This is a genomic window from Laedolimicola intestinihominis (assembly GCF_040096155.1).
GTDB classification, from domain to species: domain Bacteria; phylum Bacillota; class Clostridia; order Lachnospirales; family Lachnospiraceae; genus Laedolimicola; species Laedolimicola intestinihominis.
Genome location: NZ_JBBMFE010000001.1, coordinates 83,851 through 98,797, shown reverse-complemented (window position 1 = coordinate 98,797; position 14,947 = coordinate 83,851). Strand labels below are relative to the sequence as shown.

10 protein-coding genes are annotated in these 14,947 nt (G+C 53.8%); 1 reads left to right on the top strand and 9 read right to left on the bottom strand.

Going from position 1 to position 14,947, the window contains the following annotated elements; all coding sequences use genetic code 11:
* Positions 1 to 11: 11 nt before the first annotated feature.
* From secD to scfA, 3 genes are all read right to left on the bottom strand, one after another.
* The gene (gene secD / locus WMO29_RS00390; protein WP_349163285.1) at positions 12 to 2,153 is read right to left on the bottom strand and encodes a protein translocase subunit SecD; all 2,142 of its coding nucleotides are present in this window, start codon (positions 2,151 to 2,153) and stop codon (positions 12 to 14) included.
* A gap of 5 nt (positions 2,154 to 2,158) precedes the next feature.
* Entirely contained in the window at positions 2,159 to 3,523 is a 1,365-nt protein-coding gene (gene scfB / locus WMO29_RS00385) for a thioether cross-link-forming SCIFF peptide maturase (protein ID WP_178039910.1), read from the bottom strand.
* An 85-nt stretch (positions 3,524 to 3,608) separates the two neighbouring features.
* The gene (gene scfA / locus WMO29_RS00380; RefSeq protein WP_349163284.1) at positions 3,609 to 3,752 is read right to left on the bottom strand and encodes a six-cysteine ranthipeptide SCIFF; all 144 of its coding nucleotides are present in this window, start codon (positions 3,750 to 3,752) and stop codon (positions 3,609 to 3,611) included.
* Between the two features lie 186 nt (positions 3,753 to 3,938).
* Here scfA and WMO29_RS00375 point away from each other — a divergent pair, with 186 nt between their 5' ends.
* Positions 3,939 to 4,310 carry a TIGR04086 family membrane protein gene (locus tag WMO29_RS00375; RefSeq protein ID WP_178039909.1) on the top strand — a complete coding sequence of 124 codons (372 nt, stop codon included), beginning with the start codon at positions 3,939 to 3,941 and terminating at the stop codon, positions 4,308 to 4,310.
* Between the two features lie 60 nt (positions 4,311 to 4,370).
* On the opposite strand, the gene WMO29_RS00370 is transcribed toward WMO29_RS00375, so the two are convergent.
* The 6 genes from WMO29_RS00370 to WMO29_RS00345 form a co-directional block, all read right to left on the bottom strand.
* Positions 4,371 to 4,691, bottom strand: a complete 321-nt coding sequence (locus WMO29_RS00370) for a DUF1540 domain-containing protein (RefSeq protein WP_178039908.1) — start codon at positions 4,689 to 4,691, stop codon at positions 4,371 to 4,373.
* Positions 4,692 to 4,804: 113 nt separating this feature from the next.
* Entirely contained in the window at positions 4,805 to 5,383 is a 579-nt protein-coding gene (locus WMO29_RS00365; RefSeq protein ID WP_349163283.1) for a hypothetical protein, read from the bottom strand.
* A 42-nt stretch (positions 5,384 to 5,425) separates the two neighbouring features.
* Positions 5,426 to 6,361 (bottom strand): glycosyltransferase family 39 protein, encoded by a 936-nt coding sequence (locus WMO29_RS00360; protein ID WP_349163282.1) that lies wholly within the window; start codon positions 6,359 to 6,361, stop codon positions 5,426 to 5,428.
* Entirely contained in the window at positions 6,336 to 7,895 is a 1,560-nt protein-coding gene (locus tag WMO29_RS00355) for a glycosyltransferase family protein (protein WP_349163281.1), read from the bottom strand. The genes WMO29_RS00360 and WMO29_RS00355 overlap by 26 nt, the downstream gene beginning before the upstream one ends.
* Positions 7,885 to 10,959 carry an ArnT family glycosyltransferase gene (locus WMO29_RS00350; RefSeq protein ID WP_349163280.1) on the bottom strand — a complete coding sequence of 1,025 codons (3,075 nt, stop codon included), beginning with the start codon at positions 10,957 to 10,959 and terminating at the stop codon, positions 7,885 to 7,887. Before WMO29_RS00350 ends, WMO29_RS00355 begins: the two co-directional genes overlap by 11 nt.
* A 15-nt stretch (positions 10,960 to 10,974) precedes the next feature.
* Positions 10,975 to 14,724: a phosphoribosylformylglycinamidine synthase gene (locus tag WMO29_RS00345; RefSeq protein ID WP_349163279.1), complete on the bottom strand. Its 3,750-nt coding sequence runs from the start codon at positions 14,722 to 14,724 to the stop codon at positions 10,975 to 10,977.
* Between the last annotated feature and the right edge of the window lie 223 nt (positions 14,725 to 14,947).

The following is a 14,947-nucleotide window of genomic DNA, read 5'->3' as shown; positions in this document are numbered from 1 at the left end:
TTCTTTCAGGTTTAGTTCTTCTTACCCAGCTTCGTCTTCATCACATACCACAGCGCACCCGTAATGCATACCGAAGAATAAGCGCCGCACACGATACCCACCATCAGCGGCAGGGCGAATTCACGGATAGACGCTACGCCCAGGATATACAGAACCGCAACGGTGATAAAGGTGGTCACGGACGTATTCACGCTTCGGGACAGGGTCTGGGTAATACTGCGGTTTACCAGCTCCTGCAGATCCGCCTTCCGTCCGGCCACCGCCAGATTCTCACGGATCCGGTCGAAGATAACGATGGTGGCATTGATGGAATAACCTACGATGGTCAGCATGCAGGCAATGAAGTTGCTGCCTACGGACAGCCGCGCCACGGCGTAGAAGGCCAGTACCACCAGCACATCGTGTAAGAGAGCCGCTACGGCGCTGGTCGCGAACCGGATATCCTTGAACCGGAACCAGATATACAGCAGCATAAACAGGGCTGCCAGCAGTACAGCGGTGATGGCGTCGGAACGCATCTCGCTGCTGATAGCCGCGCCGATGTTCTCGATAGCAATCTGATTCTCATCTACACCAAACTTCTCCACCAGCTCCTGGCACAGGGCCTCTCGGGTCTCCAGATCCAGGGCTCTGGTCTTCACAATAACATCGTTGCTGCCGTCTACCTTCTGGGCCTGAATCTCATTGCTTCCGATAACCTCGCTTACCACCGGCTTCACAGTCTCGTCGATCTCCTGAATGGACAGGGCCTCGTTCATCGGAATGGTAATGCTGGTACCGCCCTGGAACTCCAGACTGTAATTCAGCGCGCCCTTACCCTTGGATCCGTTCACGCCCATAACTGCCAGTCCGCCCAGAATCAGCACTGCGGAAATCACAAAGCAGATATTTTTCTTGCTGAGGAAGTTTATGGTCTTACGCTCCTTCTGGATACCGTAGAGCTTCGCGTCCTGAAGACCCAGCGCGTAAAACGCATTCATAACCAGTCTGGTTATCACCAGGGCCGTAAACATGGAAACCACGATACTTAAAGCCAGCGTATGGGCAAAGCCCTTGACCGATCCGGAGCCCTTCAGGCTCAGGATAATCGCCGCAATCAGCGTGGTGATGTTGCCGTCCAGAATAGCGGACAGCGCCTTCTGGAAGCCTGTCTTAATGGCGCCCTTTACCGACTTGCCTGCGCCGATTTCCTCCCGGATACGGGCGAAGATAATGACATTGGCATCCACGGCCATACCGATACCCAGAATGATACCTGCGATACCCGGCAGGGTCAGGGTAATCTCAAATGCGTTCAACAGACCTAAGGTAATGCCAACATAGGAAGTCAGCGCAATACCTGCTGCCACGCCCGGCAGACGGTACATGATAATCATAAAGATAACAACCAGCGCAAAACCGATGATTCCGGCCAGCAGACTGGTACGGATGGCGTCAGCGCCCAACTGCGCGCCTACGACCTTGGACTGGATCTCCTCCAGCTCCACCTTCAGGGAACCGATACGGATAGTGGAAGCCAGCTGCTCGGCTGACTCATAGGACTCCATATTGGTAATGGCTGCATTACCGTTGGTAATGGCGGTCTGTACAGTCGGCGCGCTGATGGTCTCGCCGTCGTATACGATGGCGATGCGGGAGCCGATGTTGGCCGCGGTAGCCTCCGCGAACTTCTCCGCGCCCTCGTCGGTCAGCGTCAGCGCCACTTCATAATCGTTGTTGTTCAGGTTGTCCTTGTAAGCCTTTGCTTCAGCGGTCTTGATATCTGTACCGGACAGCAGCTCATTGCCGGACATATCCTGGAAGGAAAGAGAACCAGGTTTTCCAAGTTCTTCCAGAATGGCGTTGGCGTCAGTCACGCCCGGAATCTCGATGTTGATCCGGTCATCGCCCTGGGGGTAAACCTGCGCCTCGGTGCTGTAGCCTTCCACACGCTTCTGCAGCTTGTAGATGGTGTCGTTCATCTCCTCGGCGCTTGGCGTCTCGCCCTTGGCCTGATAGGTAATGCTCACGCCGCCGGCCAGATCGAGACCCAACGGAATATTCTTTGCCGCTCCTGTCTTGTTCTCGCCCACTCCCACAGCAGCCAGTGCCAGCAATCCCGCTGTCACAGCCACCGTCAGAACCAGACTGATAATTCCTGTACTCTTTTTCATAACTTTTATTCTCCTTGCTCAGCCGTAGCTGCCTTGATCATAATCGCGCATTCCACACGCTTTCTCTGAAGCTCGCAGCCGATGTCATAGGCATCGTTGATGCTTCCGTGGAAATTGTAGGAGTTGGCTGCGCAGCCGCCGCTGCAGTAGAACTTGGCAAAGCACTTCTGGCATTTTTCCTTGGCATAGACATTGCAGCACTTGAACTCGTCGCGCAGCTCCTCATTCTTTACGCCGTCCCATACATTTCCCATGAGGAACTTCTCATTTCCCACGAACTGATGGCAGGGATACAGGTCGCCCCAGGGAGTTACAGCCAGGTACTCGGTTCCCGAACCACAGCCGGACAGGCGCTTGTATACACAGGGGCCTCCGGTCAGGTCGATCATGAAATGGAAGAAGTTGAAATCATTTTCCCTGCCATGACGCTTTACCATCTCTGCCGCCAGCTTGTCATACTGCTCGCAGATAAACGGAATATCCTCCTCACGGATGGCGTAATCCTCCTCCGGCGCTGCCACAACCGGCTCCACGGACACCTGCTTGAAGCCTAAGTCCGCCATATGCAGCACGTCCTCGCAGAAGTCCAGGTTATTGCGGGTGAAGGTTCCACGCACGTAGTAATTGGTCTGGTTCCGGCTGTCTGCCAGCTTCCGGAACTTCGGCACAATGATATCGTAGCTGCCGTGGCCGTTGCGGAACGGGCGCATCCTGTCATTGACCTCTTTGCGTCCGTCGATGCTTAAGACCACATTGCTCATCTCTTTGTTGACAAACTCCTGAACCTCGTCGTTCAGAAGAATACCGTTGGTGGTCAGGGTGAAACGGAACTTCTTATCGTGAAGCTTCTCCTGCTCACGTCCATAGGCCACCAGGTCCTTGACCACCTGCCAGTTCATCAGCGGCTCGCCTCCGAAGAAGTCCACCTCCAGATTCCGGCGGCTTCCGGAATTGGCAATGAGGAAATCCAAGGCCTGTTTGCCCACCTCGTAAGACATCAGCGCTCTGCGGCCATGGTACTCGCCCTCCTCGGCGAAGCAGTAGCGGCAGGCCAGGTTGCAATCATGGGCGATGTGCAGGCACAGAGCCTTGACTACAGTAGAACGCTTCTTGAAATCAATGATTTTATCCTTATATGTATCTTCCGTAAAGAGGACGCCCTGACGGGTCAGTTCCTCCACATCTTCCAGCACCTCGCGGATGTCGCTCTCGGGCCAGCGGTCCTTCAATTTCGCGACAATCTCATCCGGCTGACAGGCCTCGTCTACCAGGCCGATAACCTCGTAAGCCAGCTCGTCCACCACATGGACAGCCCCGCTGTTCACGTCCAGGACGATGTAATATCCATTATTATAGTAACGATGTATCATGTTGTCTCCTTAAATAAAATACCTGTGATCGCTCAAATACCCCGCCGTCAGCGGCGGGGTATTCTGAAAGCCTTAAAAATATGCCTTATTTATGCTGCTCGCATGTCTGGTTTCCTACGGTGCAGGATGTCTTACATGCTGACTGGCAGGATGTCTGGCACTCTCCGCAGCCGCCCTTTTTCACGGTATTCTGCAGAACCTGTGTGTTCAGTGTCTGAATATGCTTCATCTTGGTTTCCCTCCTGTCTTTCAATCTTCCAGGGATTATCTGGTGATACCCTGTAGTTATAGAACAGTATAGCATAGATGCAGCGATTTTTAAAGTATTTTTTTCAGGCATGGACCGAAAAATCGCTACATATACTAAACCAGAAAGGCGGCCCGCATAAGAGCCGCCCATCAGAAGGGAGCCATCATGGAAAAAATGAAACATTATCAGGGCGCTGCCATGCGCCTTTTAAAGGCCCTGCTGGCCGCCTACATCGTCACCGGCGGGCTGCTTCTTCTGCTTGCGCTGCTCCTCTACAAGCTGCGCCTGTCCGAGTCCGTCATCAACTTAAGCATCACCGCCATATACCTCATCGCCTGCTTCCTGGCCGGCTTTCTCATGGGCAAAATGATGAAAACCCGCAAATACCTCTGGGGCGCGGCGGGCGGCCTCCTCTACTTCACCCTGCTGGCCCTCATCTCCCTGGCCGCCCGTCAGGGCAGCGCCGAAGCCTCCAGCTTCATCACCACCCTGCTCCTCTGCACCGCCGGCGGCACGCTCGGCGGCATGCTCTCATAAACATAGAACTTCATCCCAGACAGGAGAACCGGATTCTCCTGTCTGAACATAACCTAAATTTTACTCACATCTACACCGAAACGTGGCACACTCCGTATCCTTACAATCGCAGGCCGCCCCGCCCGCGATACCGATATGCTTGGCCGTACATCTGCAGTCCTCATTAAAGGTGCAGTCACATGCCTTGCAGACCACCTCCGTATTCTTGGTTGGAATCTCCACGCCGCTCTGTGCCGCGCCTATGGTCCGCTCCCGGAAGCTCTCGCAGCAGGTTTCGCGGGAATGCTTCGCGTGATCGCCCGCCACCTCGATATTGTCCTTGCAGCAGCACTGCTCCTTATTGTAGAGACAGCTTCCTACCGTACAATCCAGTCTTGTCATCGTACCCTTACCTCCTGTTAAAAACTATGAGAGGCGCGGACAGCCATCGCCATCCGCGCCTTTGTCTGTAAGAGTAGTATGTGTCATTTCCCCGCTACTATACGTTCCATTTTTTACTGCATTTTCATTTTAACCGGAAGTCTGCCATGCCGCTTAAGCCACTCCCGCATACGCACCGAAGCCTCCGCAAGGCCGCCTGCCGCCATCGGCAGCATCAGCACGAAATAGGGCAGAATATACCGTCCCTTCGCTTCCCAGATCATATGGAACAGAAAACCGCCGAACACGGTAATCACAAGTATTAGCCTGGACAAATCCTTTTTCTTCCAGAATGTATACAGAATCCACAGGAAGCACCCGCCGTAAATCAGGCTCTGATACTGATTCATAAACCAAGTCATCGCCCTGTGCGGAACCCCTTCGTACAGCTTCTGCGCCACCGCGCTTCGGTGATCGTTATCCATGTGGGTCATGGCAAAGCATTCATAAGTGGGATCATTCCACTGGCTTGCAAATTTTTCCGCATAAAACCACAACGCGTACCTGGGATGATGCAGGAACTCCTTCGCTGAATTCTTAATATCCTGAACCGCCATAGCCTGAGCGGCCTCGTTATCAAAGTCCGACGCTCCCCAGTAATTGTGCAGAATATAACCGTTGGACCAGCCCGGAGCCCCTTCCCCCTTCTGCATCCCCATGGCCACCCACAGAAGCTTGGGCGCGCCCGCGTTCAGTTACACGCCGGAGCGCTGCTCGTACATGGTCTGCACTGCGTTTTTCGCTCCCAGATATACCGCCGCCAGCAAAAGAACCGACAGCAGCAGCTTCCATTTCCGTTCGCCACGGGCCGTCACCAGCAGCACCAGAACCAGGGCAATCAGCAAAATCAGACAGTTGTTCCGGACCAGACACGCTGCCGCGCAGCTAAACGCGCAGCCGATCATCCACCATGCCTGCTCCCGCTTCCGATATTCCAGAAAAAGCCAGATCGTCAGCATCGACAGCATGATCGACAGCATTTCCCCGTACACGAAGGTCGTATAAAACAACAGCGGGAAACAGGCCGCGCTCAGGAACAGCTCATAAATCCAGGCTCGTTTTTCCCCGGTCAGGCAGCGGGTAACGCGGTAGCCGAAGTACAGCGTAAGCGCCGCGCACAGACAGTTCAGATACTCAAAGGCCATATAATTGCCATCTCCAAACAGCCGGAATACGACCTCCATAACCGCCGTCAGCCCTACCTGATGAGGATAGATATAAAGATATTTCTCATAGGAATCGATGGTGAGCATCTCGAAGTTCCCGTTTCGGAACTGCTCCGCAGCCGTACAGATGGACGCCTGATCCCCTGCCGGAACCACATCGGCGGCGCCGACCCACCAGACGCCAAGTAAAAGCGCATAGCAAAATACCGCCCCGGCCAGAATCCGGACGCGTCGTTCCTGCCGCTCCTCCTCCCGAAGCATCCATTCAGAAATCCGATACATGACAAAGGTCAGACACCCGCAAATCAGCAGCACCAGCGGGAAAATATCCCCTGTCGTGCGGGGAATTTCCTCATAGCTCAGCGCAAACCGAGAGGTTAGGAACAGACTGAAGCCTGTCAGTACCCCAAATAACCCCAGCCCCAGTATGGAAACCGTCCTATCTGCCGCCTTTCGCAGTCTCATCTTTCGTCCTCCATTTTCCGATTGCTCCGCCAAGCTCCATAAGCCCCGCCGCGGCCATCGGAATCATCATGATAAAATACGGGAGTACATAGCGGGATTTGGCCTCCCAGAGCTCGTGGAACAGCACGCCGCCTATCACGGCGATCAGAAGTACATACCATTCCAGCTCCCGCTTTTCTTTTCGTCTGTATACCAGCAGAAACAGCACCGCTCCGTAAATCACAAGCTGATAGCTGTCCATAAACTTCTCCAATACGGCCTTCGGCGTTCCTGTGTAGAGGCTTTCGCCCAGATCACTTCGCCCCTGATCCGCCGCGTAGGTCATGATAAAACAGCCATAGGTTGGATCATTCCACTGACTGGTAAATTTTCTGGAGTAGAAATCCGCCGCATAAAGCGGATCTTTCAGAAATACCTTCACCCTTGCCTTGATCTCGGCAATTCCAAGCGCTTTCGCCGTGGGGCCGTCGTACAGACAGGTATCCTGATAAATGTAAATGGAATATCCGTTATACCAGCCCGCTTCCAGATCGCCCTCCTGCATGCCCATGGCAATCCAGAGTACGGACGGCATTCCATCGTTGATCACCGTTCCGGATTTGGCCTCATAGTACTGATAGATCGCTTTTCTTCCCGCAAAAGCTCCCACACCCAGCAATAGAACGCACAGCAGATATATCCATTTTTTTCCTGTTATGGCTTTTACGCCCAGCACGCAGCAGACCGCAATCAGAACAATCAGGCTGTTGCTGCGCAGCGCCACCGCTGCCGCTGCCGCCGGGACCATCCACAGAACCGCGGACTTTTTCTCTGTTTTTACCATTCTGAGCGTCTGCCACAGCACAAGCATGGACAGGAAAATAGAAAGCACATCCCCGTAGATATACGCGCTGAAAATCAGAAGTGGAAAGCAGCACGCCATCAGCAGGAGGTAGCACGCTTCCACTCTTCTTTTGTCAAATAAAAGGCTCACAATCCGGTAGCCTGCATAGACCGTTCCCAGGATCGCAAACACATTTCCCAGCTGAAGAGCCGTATAGTTATGCAGTCCAAAGAGCCGGAAATTCAGCTCCTCCCAGGCCGTCAGTCCCACCTGAAACGGATAGTAATACAGATATTTTCCATATTCCAGACGGCCATAATTGCCCTGTGCAAAGCGCTCGGCGCTGGTGGCTACCATATACTGATCGGCCACCGGCGTGCTGGCTGCCAGGAGCACCCAGACAGCTCCAAAAAGCAGGCACCAGATCAGTACGATAAGAAGCAGGCACCTTACCTGTCTTTTTCCCCGTACCGCGTCTTCTGAAATGCAGCAGGCAATCCGATAAATCACCCGGCCCAACAGCGCCGCCCCCAGAAGGATCAGCGGAAACCAGGCTATTTTCACATAAGGCTTCTCTATGGAATAATCCGCGACAAAGTACCGGGTAAAAATCAGACTCGTAACCGTCAAAACCAGAAAAATCAGAGTGCTCAAAAACCAGACAGCCTTACAGGACAGACTCTCCAGCGTCCACTTTTTTTCATGCTTCATGAACGTTTTCCCCCGCTTTTTCCTTCTTCAACGCTTTTTCCGTAAGTCCGGCCAGTCCTTCTGCAGCCGCCGGAAGCAGCAGCACAAAATAGAACAGACCATATCGTCCCTTGACCTCCCAGGCCAGATGGAACAGATAACCGCCCAGCAGGATCAACACCGGCAGACACGCTTCGATCCGGTATCTTCGTTTCCATGCCAGTACCGCAAAGGCACAGGCTCCCAGGAAAATCAGCGACTGATAACTGTTCATCCAGAATTCCAGCCGCGGAGTATCCTGGCTTCCGGCGCTCACTTCACAGCCGTAGCCGGCGTCGTTCCACTGGCTCACGAATTTATGGCCAAAGAAGGATACTGCCGCCTTCGGATGCTCCGCAAACCCCTTCACGGAAAATGCGATGGCTTCTTTCGCAATGGCGTCGGCCTCCTCCGGGTTGTAACCTGCCTGTTCCTTATAGACCTTATCCGGGTACTCGTTCCACCAGCCCGCGGTCATGCCCTCACCCTGGAGTCCCATGGCTACCCAGAGCGTCTTCGGCATGCCCCGGTCGAGGGGCCAGCCGCTCCGGTGCTCATAGAGCTTTGTCATGGCCGGCTGCGAAAGCAATAGCGCGGCCAGGAACGGAATCATCCAGACGGCCAGCTTCTTCCGGTGCTCCGCAACGGCTTTTATCAGCGCCGTAAGAATGATAGCTACCGCCGCGATCAGCGCGTTATTTTTCATATAAACGGCGAAAACAAGCGCCAGAATCATCAAAATCAGATCCCGCAGCTTTTCCTCCCGCAGCCACCGCAGGAACATCCAGAGGCCGAAGGAAACTGCTGCAATTGCCAGAACTTCTCCGTAAATTACGTTTGTATACACAAAAAGCGGAACACAGCCAGCCGCCAGCAGCAGGAAGTTCACCTGCGCCCGGTCCTTCCGGAACAGTTCTCCCGTAATCGCGAAACCGCTGACCACAAATACCAATACGCCCAACGTATTCACCATCCGGAACGCGAAGAAATTCTCATAACCAAAGATGCGGTACACGATTTCCACCAGAAGGGCCTGTCCGGCCTGATGGGGATAGGTGTAGAGATAATCCATGGCGCTCTCGTTCAGATCGCTTAAAGCAAAGCCGCCGCCGATGGCGTGAATGTACAGGGGATCTGCCCGCAGCGCACTCTGAGCCAACAGATTCCAGGCGATGCAAAACACCGCGCAGTGGACCAGCACCACGCCCAGCAGGATGTGGAGATTCCGCTTCCGGTTTGCTTCCTTTTTCAGAATCCACCGGCCCGCCATCCAGAGAGCTCCCAGCGAAGCCGCCACAAACAGGAGGATAAGCGGCACCGGATCCACCGTCTGGGACGGTACCTCCAGATCGTTGCTCTCATAAATGGTGGTGAAAATCAGGCTGTACAGAAACAGAAAAGCTGTGGGCAGTCCGGCCAGGAGTAAGATGACGCGGCTGCAGAGCTGTTCAGTCTTTTCTGTCTGAAGCTTAGCCGCAAAGGCACGTACCCGTCTGCCGACTCCGCATTTTTCCCATAGCCTTCCTAATTTCTGCAGGAACAGATCCCAACCGCAGGCGGCGGAGGGGATTAGCATAATAAAATAAGGCAACACATACCTGGATTTTGCCTCCCAGACAACGTAAAAGAGAAAACCGCCGATAACTACAATCAGCAGAGACAGCTGCTCCACCGGAATCTTTTTTCGAATTATCAGAAGCAGGAACAGAAAGGCTCCGAAATAAATCACGGACTGATATACGTCCATAAAGCGCACAAAGCCCGGCCAGAGATCACCCTTGTAAAGCCGATCCATAAAGGTGCTCCGCTCCTCGATTCTACGGTTGGTCTCCTGCAGACAAGAATAGGTGGGCTCTACCCACTGACTTCCGATCTTGCGCCAGAAGAAGTCCGCGGCATAGGCCGGATGCTCTTTAAAATTCGTCAGAGATTCCATCACAGCTTCCATACCAATCTGCTTCGACTGCTCCTGATCTCTTCCGCACTCGTCCACAAAGACATCGTAGGCAAAGCCATTGTACCAGCCGGCCTCCCGCTCAATGCCGTCGCTTCCGCCCTCCTGCAGGCCCATGGCCACCCAGAGCACCGTCGGCATACCATTTTCCAATGAAAAGCCCAGCCGTTGCTCATAGAACTTATCAAGAGCCGTATGGCTCACGAAAAACATGGCAAGGCACAGAAGCAGCACCAGACCGTGACGCAGCTTTTTGTCGGAAATCATTTTTACCAGAAGGACGCAGGCGATGGCCGCAATGACGATATAGCAGTTGCTCCGTACCAGGCAGGCCAGGGTCAGCGCCGCGCCCAGCAGCACGCCGTAGCGGATCTGCCGACGCTCCAGATATAATAAAAGCGCGTAAACAGCAAGAAAAGAAAGGCACACAGACAGCACCTCTCCGTAGACAAAACACACATAAATATATAAAGGATGACAGCACAACATCAGGAGCAGAAAATAGACTGCCGGCTCCTGACGCTTCGTGGTCATTCTTATGATTTTGCAGCCCAGATATACGATGGCTCCGGCGCCCAGCCCGTTCAGCACCTGAAAGGCGTGATAGTTCTCGGGACCGCAGATCCGGTAGACCAGCTCCAGCAGCGCAATCAGTCCCATCTGGTGGGGATAGGAGCTCAGATAATCAATATCGCTGGCGCTGACGTCATTCATGCCGTGTGCCAGCTGATCGCCCCAGAAGGATACCAGCTGCGGATCCCACATCATGTGGTATTTGCAGGCAAAGGCCCAGACGATTCCGTAGACTGCCGCATAGATACAGGTAAAGGCAAGCAACAGGCGGATGTTCCGTTCCCGGTGCTTCTCATTTTTTAAAATCCAGTGTCCGAGATACCCTACAGCCGCGATCAGTAATACCACCAGAATCACCAGACTTACCGGCGAGCCCCAGGTCTGCACCGGCATCTCGTCATGATTGGTTGGAAATTTTCTTGTGTAAAAAATACTATACAGGGACAGGAATCCCAAGATTAGGATTCCTACCCCTGCTGCTACACGACTGCAAAAAAATTCAAACTTTTTTGTGTCCATAAACATTCCTTTGTCTTACTTAAAATATGCTACGCCGGACTCAAAGATCTTCATGTCCTGCTCTCCGTAAATATTGATGGCAACGGAGTCGCCGCGGCGCTCGGAGTGCGCCATCTTGCCAAGGATACGTCCGTCCGGGCTTGTGATTCCCTCAATGCTTGCGTAGGAACCGTTTACATTCCAATACTCGTCCATGCTGGCTTCGCCATCCGGATTGACATACTGGGTCGCTACCTGACCGTTCGCGAAAAGCTTGTCGATCCACTCCTTGCTCGCCACAAAACGTCCCTCTCCATGGGAAGCCGGATTTACATAAGTCTTGCCCAGCTCTGCGCCCGCAAGCCACGGTGACTTGTTGGTCATTACCTTGGTGTAAACCATCTTGGAGACGTGACGGTTAATGGTATTGAAGGTCAGGGTCGGGGAATCCTCTTTCTGTCCCACGATCTCGCCGTAGGGTACCAATCCCAGCTTAATCAGTGCCTGGAAGCCGTTGCAGATACCAAGTGCCAGTCCGTCGCGCTCATTTAAGAGCTTCATCACTGCTTCCTTCATGCGGGCGTTCTGGAAGGCCGTCGCGAAGAACTTTGCGGAACCGTCCGGTTCGTCGCCTGCGGAAAAGCCGCCGGGGAACATGATAATCTGTGCCTGATTGATGGCCTTCTCAAATTCCTCTACGGACTCGCGGATATCCTCTGCAGTCAGGTTGCGGAATACCTTGGTAATCACGTCCGCGCCTGCTCGCTCAAAGGCTTTGGCGCTGTCATACTCACAGTTTGTGCCCGGGAATACCGGGATAAATACGGTGGGACGCGCTACCTTATGCTTGCATACATAGACGCTGTCCGCCTTGTAAAGCGGGCTTTCCACCTTCTCGGCTCCTGCCACTGCGGTGGTGGGGAATACCTTCTCCAGAGGCTCCTCCCAGGTCTTCAGCGCTTCCTCGGTGTCAATCTTCATATCGCCGTAAGCGAAGCCGCTCTCGGTTACTTCGCCAACTACCGTATAAGTTACGCCAAGCTCAGCCACCTTGTCAGCCGGAACCTCGGCTACGATGTCGCCGAAGCCTGCGGTAAACAGGTCTCTCTTATCTACATTGGCCTCGATCTTTACGCCGAGCTTATTGCCGAAGGACATCTTGCTGACCGCGGCTGCCAGGCCGGAGCCGTCCAGAGCGTAGGCAGACAGAATGCGGCCTGCCTTTACATCCTCGAAGAACTTGCCGTACAGCTCCTTGATCTCCCCGTAATCCGGCAGATCGTAAGCGTCTCTGTGAATCTGCACCAGAACCAGCTTATTACCGGCTTTCTTCAGCTCCGGTGTGATGATGGTCTTGTCGCTGGCCACGTCCACCGCGAAGGATACCAGTGTAGGCGGTACGTCGATCTCGTTAAACGTACCGGACATACTGTCCTTTCCTCCGATGGAGGGCAGACCGAAGCCCAGCTGCGCGCTGTAAGCGCCGAGAAGCGCTGCGAAGGGCTGGCTCCAGCGGTGGGGATCCTCGGTCATTCTGCGGAAGTACTCCTGGAAGGTGAAACGGATCCTGCTGTAGTCTCCGCCTGCTGCCACGATTCTTGCCACAGACTCAATGACTGCGTATACTGCTCCATGGTAGGGGCTCCAGCTGGACAGATAGGGGTCAAAGCCGTAGCTCATCATGGTTACTACGTCTGTCTTACCCTTCAGCACCGGCAGCTTCGCCACCATGGCCTGGGTCTCAGTCAGCTGATACTTGCCGCCGTAGGGCATCAGGACGCTGCCTGCGCCGATGGAGCTGTCGAACATCTCCACCAGGCCCTTCTGGGAGCATACATTTAAATCCTTCAGGGTATCCAGCCATTTTGCCCGGACGTCCCCTACCTCATTTCTTACAAAGTATTTATCCTGCTCGGTGGGCAGGTCTACCGCTACGGTGGTCTCCTGGTGAGCGCCGTTGGTATCCAGGAATGCTCTGGAGATATTCACGATCTCCTTGCCTCTCCAGGAAAGCACCAGTCTCGGATCCTCGGTTACCACAGCTACGGTGGTAGCCTCCAGGTTCTCCTCTGCAGCATATTTCAGGAATTCTGCCTCGTCCTTTTTATCTACTACAACAGCCATACGCTCCTGGGACTCGGAAATAGCGATCTCCGTACCGTCCAGTCCCGCGTATTTCTTCGGAACCAGGTCGAGGTTTACCTTCAGGCCGTCTGCCAGCTCGCCGATGGCTACGGATACTCCGCCTGCGCCGAAGTCGTTGCACTTCTTAATCAGACGGGTTACCTCCGGACGACGGAACAGTCTCTGGATCTTACGCTCGGTGGGAGCGTTACCCTTCTGCACCTCAGCGCCGCAGGTCTCGATGGACTTCTCGGTATGGACCTTGGAGGATCCGGTTGCGCCGCCGCAGCCGTCACGGCCTGTCTCGCCGCCAAGAAGAATGATCAGATCGCCCGGATCGGAGGTCTCACGGATGACATCCTTTCTGGGCGCCGCGCCCATGACCGCGCCAATCTCCATTCGCTTTGCCACATAGTTGGGGTGATAAATCTCTTTTACATAGCCGGTAGCCAGACCGATCTGGTTGCCGTAAGAGCTGTAGCCGTGGGCTGCGCCGCGTACCAGCTTCTTCTGGGGCAGCTTGCCCTTCAGTGTCTCCTTTACCGATACGGTGGGATCTGCCGCTCCGGTTACACGCATAGCCTGATATACATAGGTACGGCCTGACAGCGGATCGCGGATCGCGCCGCCCAGACAGGTGGCCGCGCCGCCGAAGGGCTCAATCTCCGTCGGGTGGTTGTGGGTCTCGTTCTTAAAGTTTACCAGCCATTCCTCGGTCTCTCCGTCGATTTCCACGGGAACTACGATAGAGCAGGCATTGATCTCATCGGATTCCTCCTGATCCTGAAGCTTACCCTCGGCCTTCAGCTTCCGCATGGCCATCAGCGCCAGATCCATCAGGCAGACAAACTTGTCCTTTCTGCCTTTAAAAATCTCCGCCCGGTCTGCCAGATACTGCTGATAGGTCTCTTCGATTGGCTTCTTATAATAGCCCTCCTCAAAGCTTACGTCGGTCAGCTCTGTGGAGAAGGTGGTATGACGGCAGTGGTCGGACCAGTATGTATCCAGCACGCGGATCTCGGTCATGGACGGATTCCGGTGCTCCTCATTTTTGAAATAATTCTGGATATGCTGGAAATCCCGGAAGGTCATGGCCAGATTCAGGGAGTTGTAAAGTTCCCGGAAGGAGGTCTCGTCCATATCGCAGAAGCCGTCGAAGATCTTCACGTCTGCCGGCTCCTCAAATACAGTTACCAGAGTATCCGGCTTCTCCACCGCCGCTTCTCTGGAATCCACCGGGTTGATACAGTAGCTCTTAATGGCTGCCAGCTCTTCCGCGGAAATGCCGCCCTCAATCACGTAGGTGGTGGCGGTACGGATCACCGGCTGCTCGTCCTCCTTCAGGAAACGGACGCACTGTACGGCGGAATCCGCTCTCTGATCAAACTGTCCCGGCAGGTACTCTACGCTGAACACCTGAGCGTCCGGAGCAGCCTCGAAGCTCTCTTCATATAAAGTATCTACCGGCGGCTCGGAAAATACCGTCCGGCAGGCACGCTCGAATACCTCGTCAGAGATGTTCTCCACATCATAGCGGATCAGCACCCGCACACCCTTTACATCCTCAATTCCCAGGAAGCTCTGGATCTCCTCCTGAAGCTCCTCCGCCTTTACGGCAAAAGCGTCCTTTTTCTCCACATAAATTCTTCTTACGTTGCTCATAACCGACCTCCTAATAATGGTAGTATTTCAGCACGGTATCATACACTTTCGCGTAATTATACCACATTATCCATCTTGTAACAATTCCTGTCTCCATCTTAGCACAAAACTTTCCATAAGTATAATTAATATATTTAAATTAATTTATAACTTTATCTAATGGCTTTTCTCCTTTTTCTGTGTTATACTGAAAAAAACAAGATCTGACTTCTTAATTGAAAAG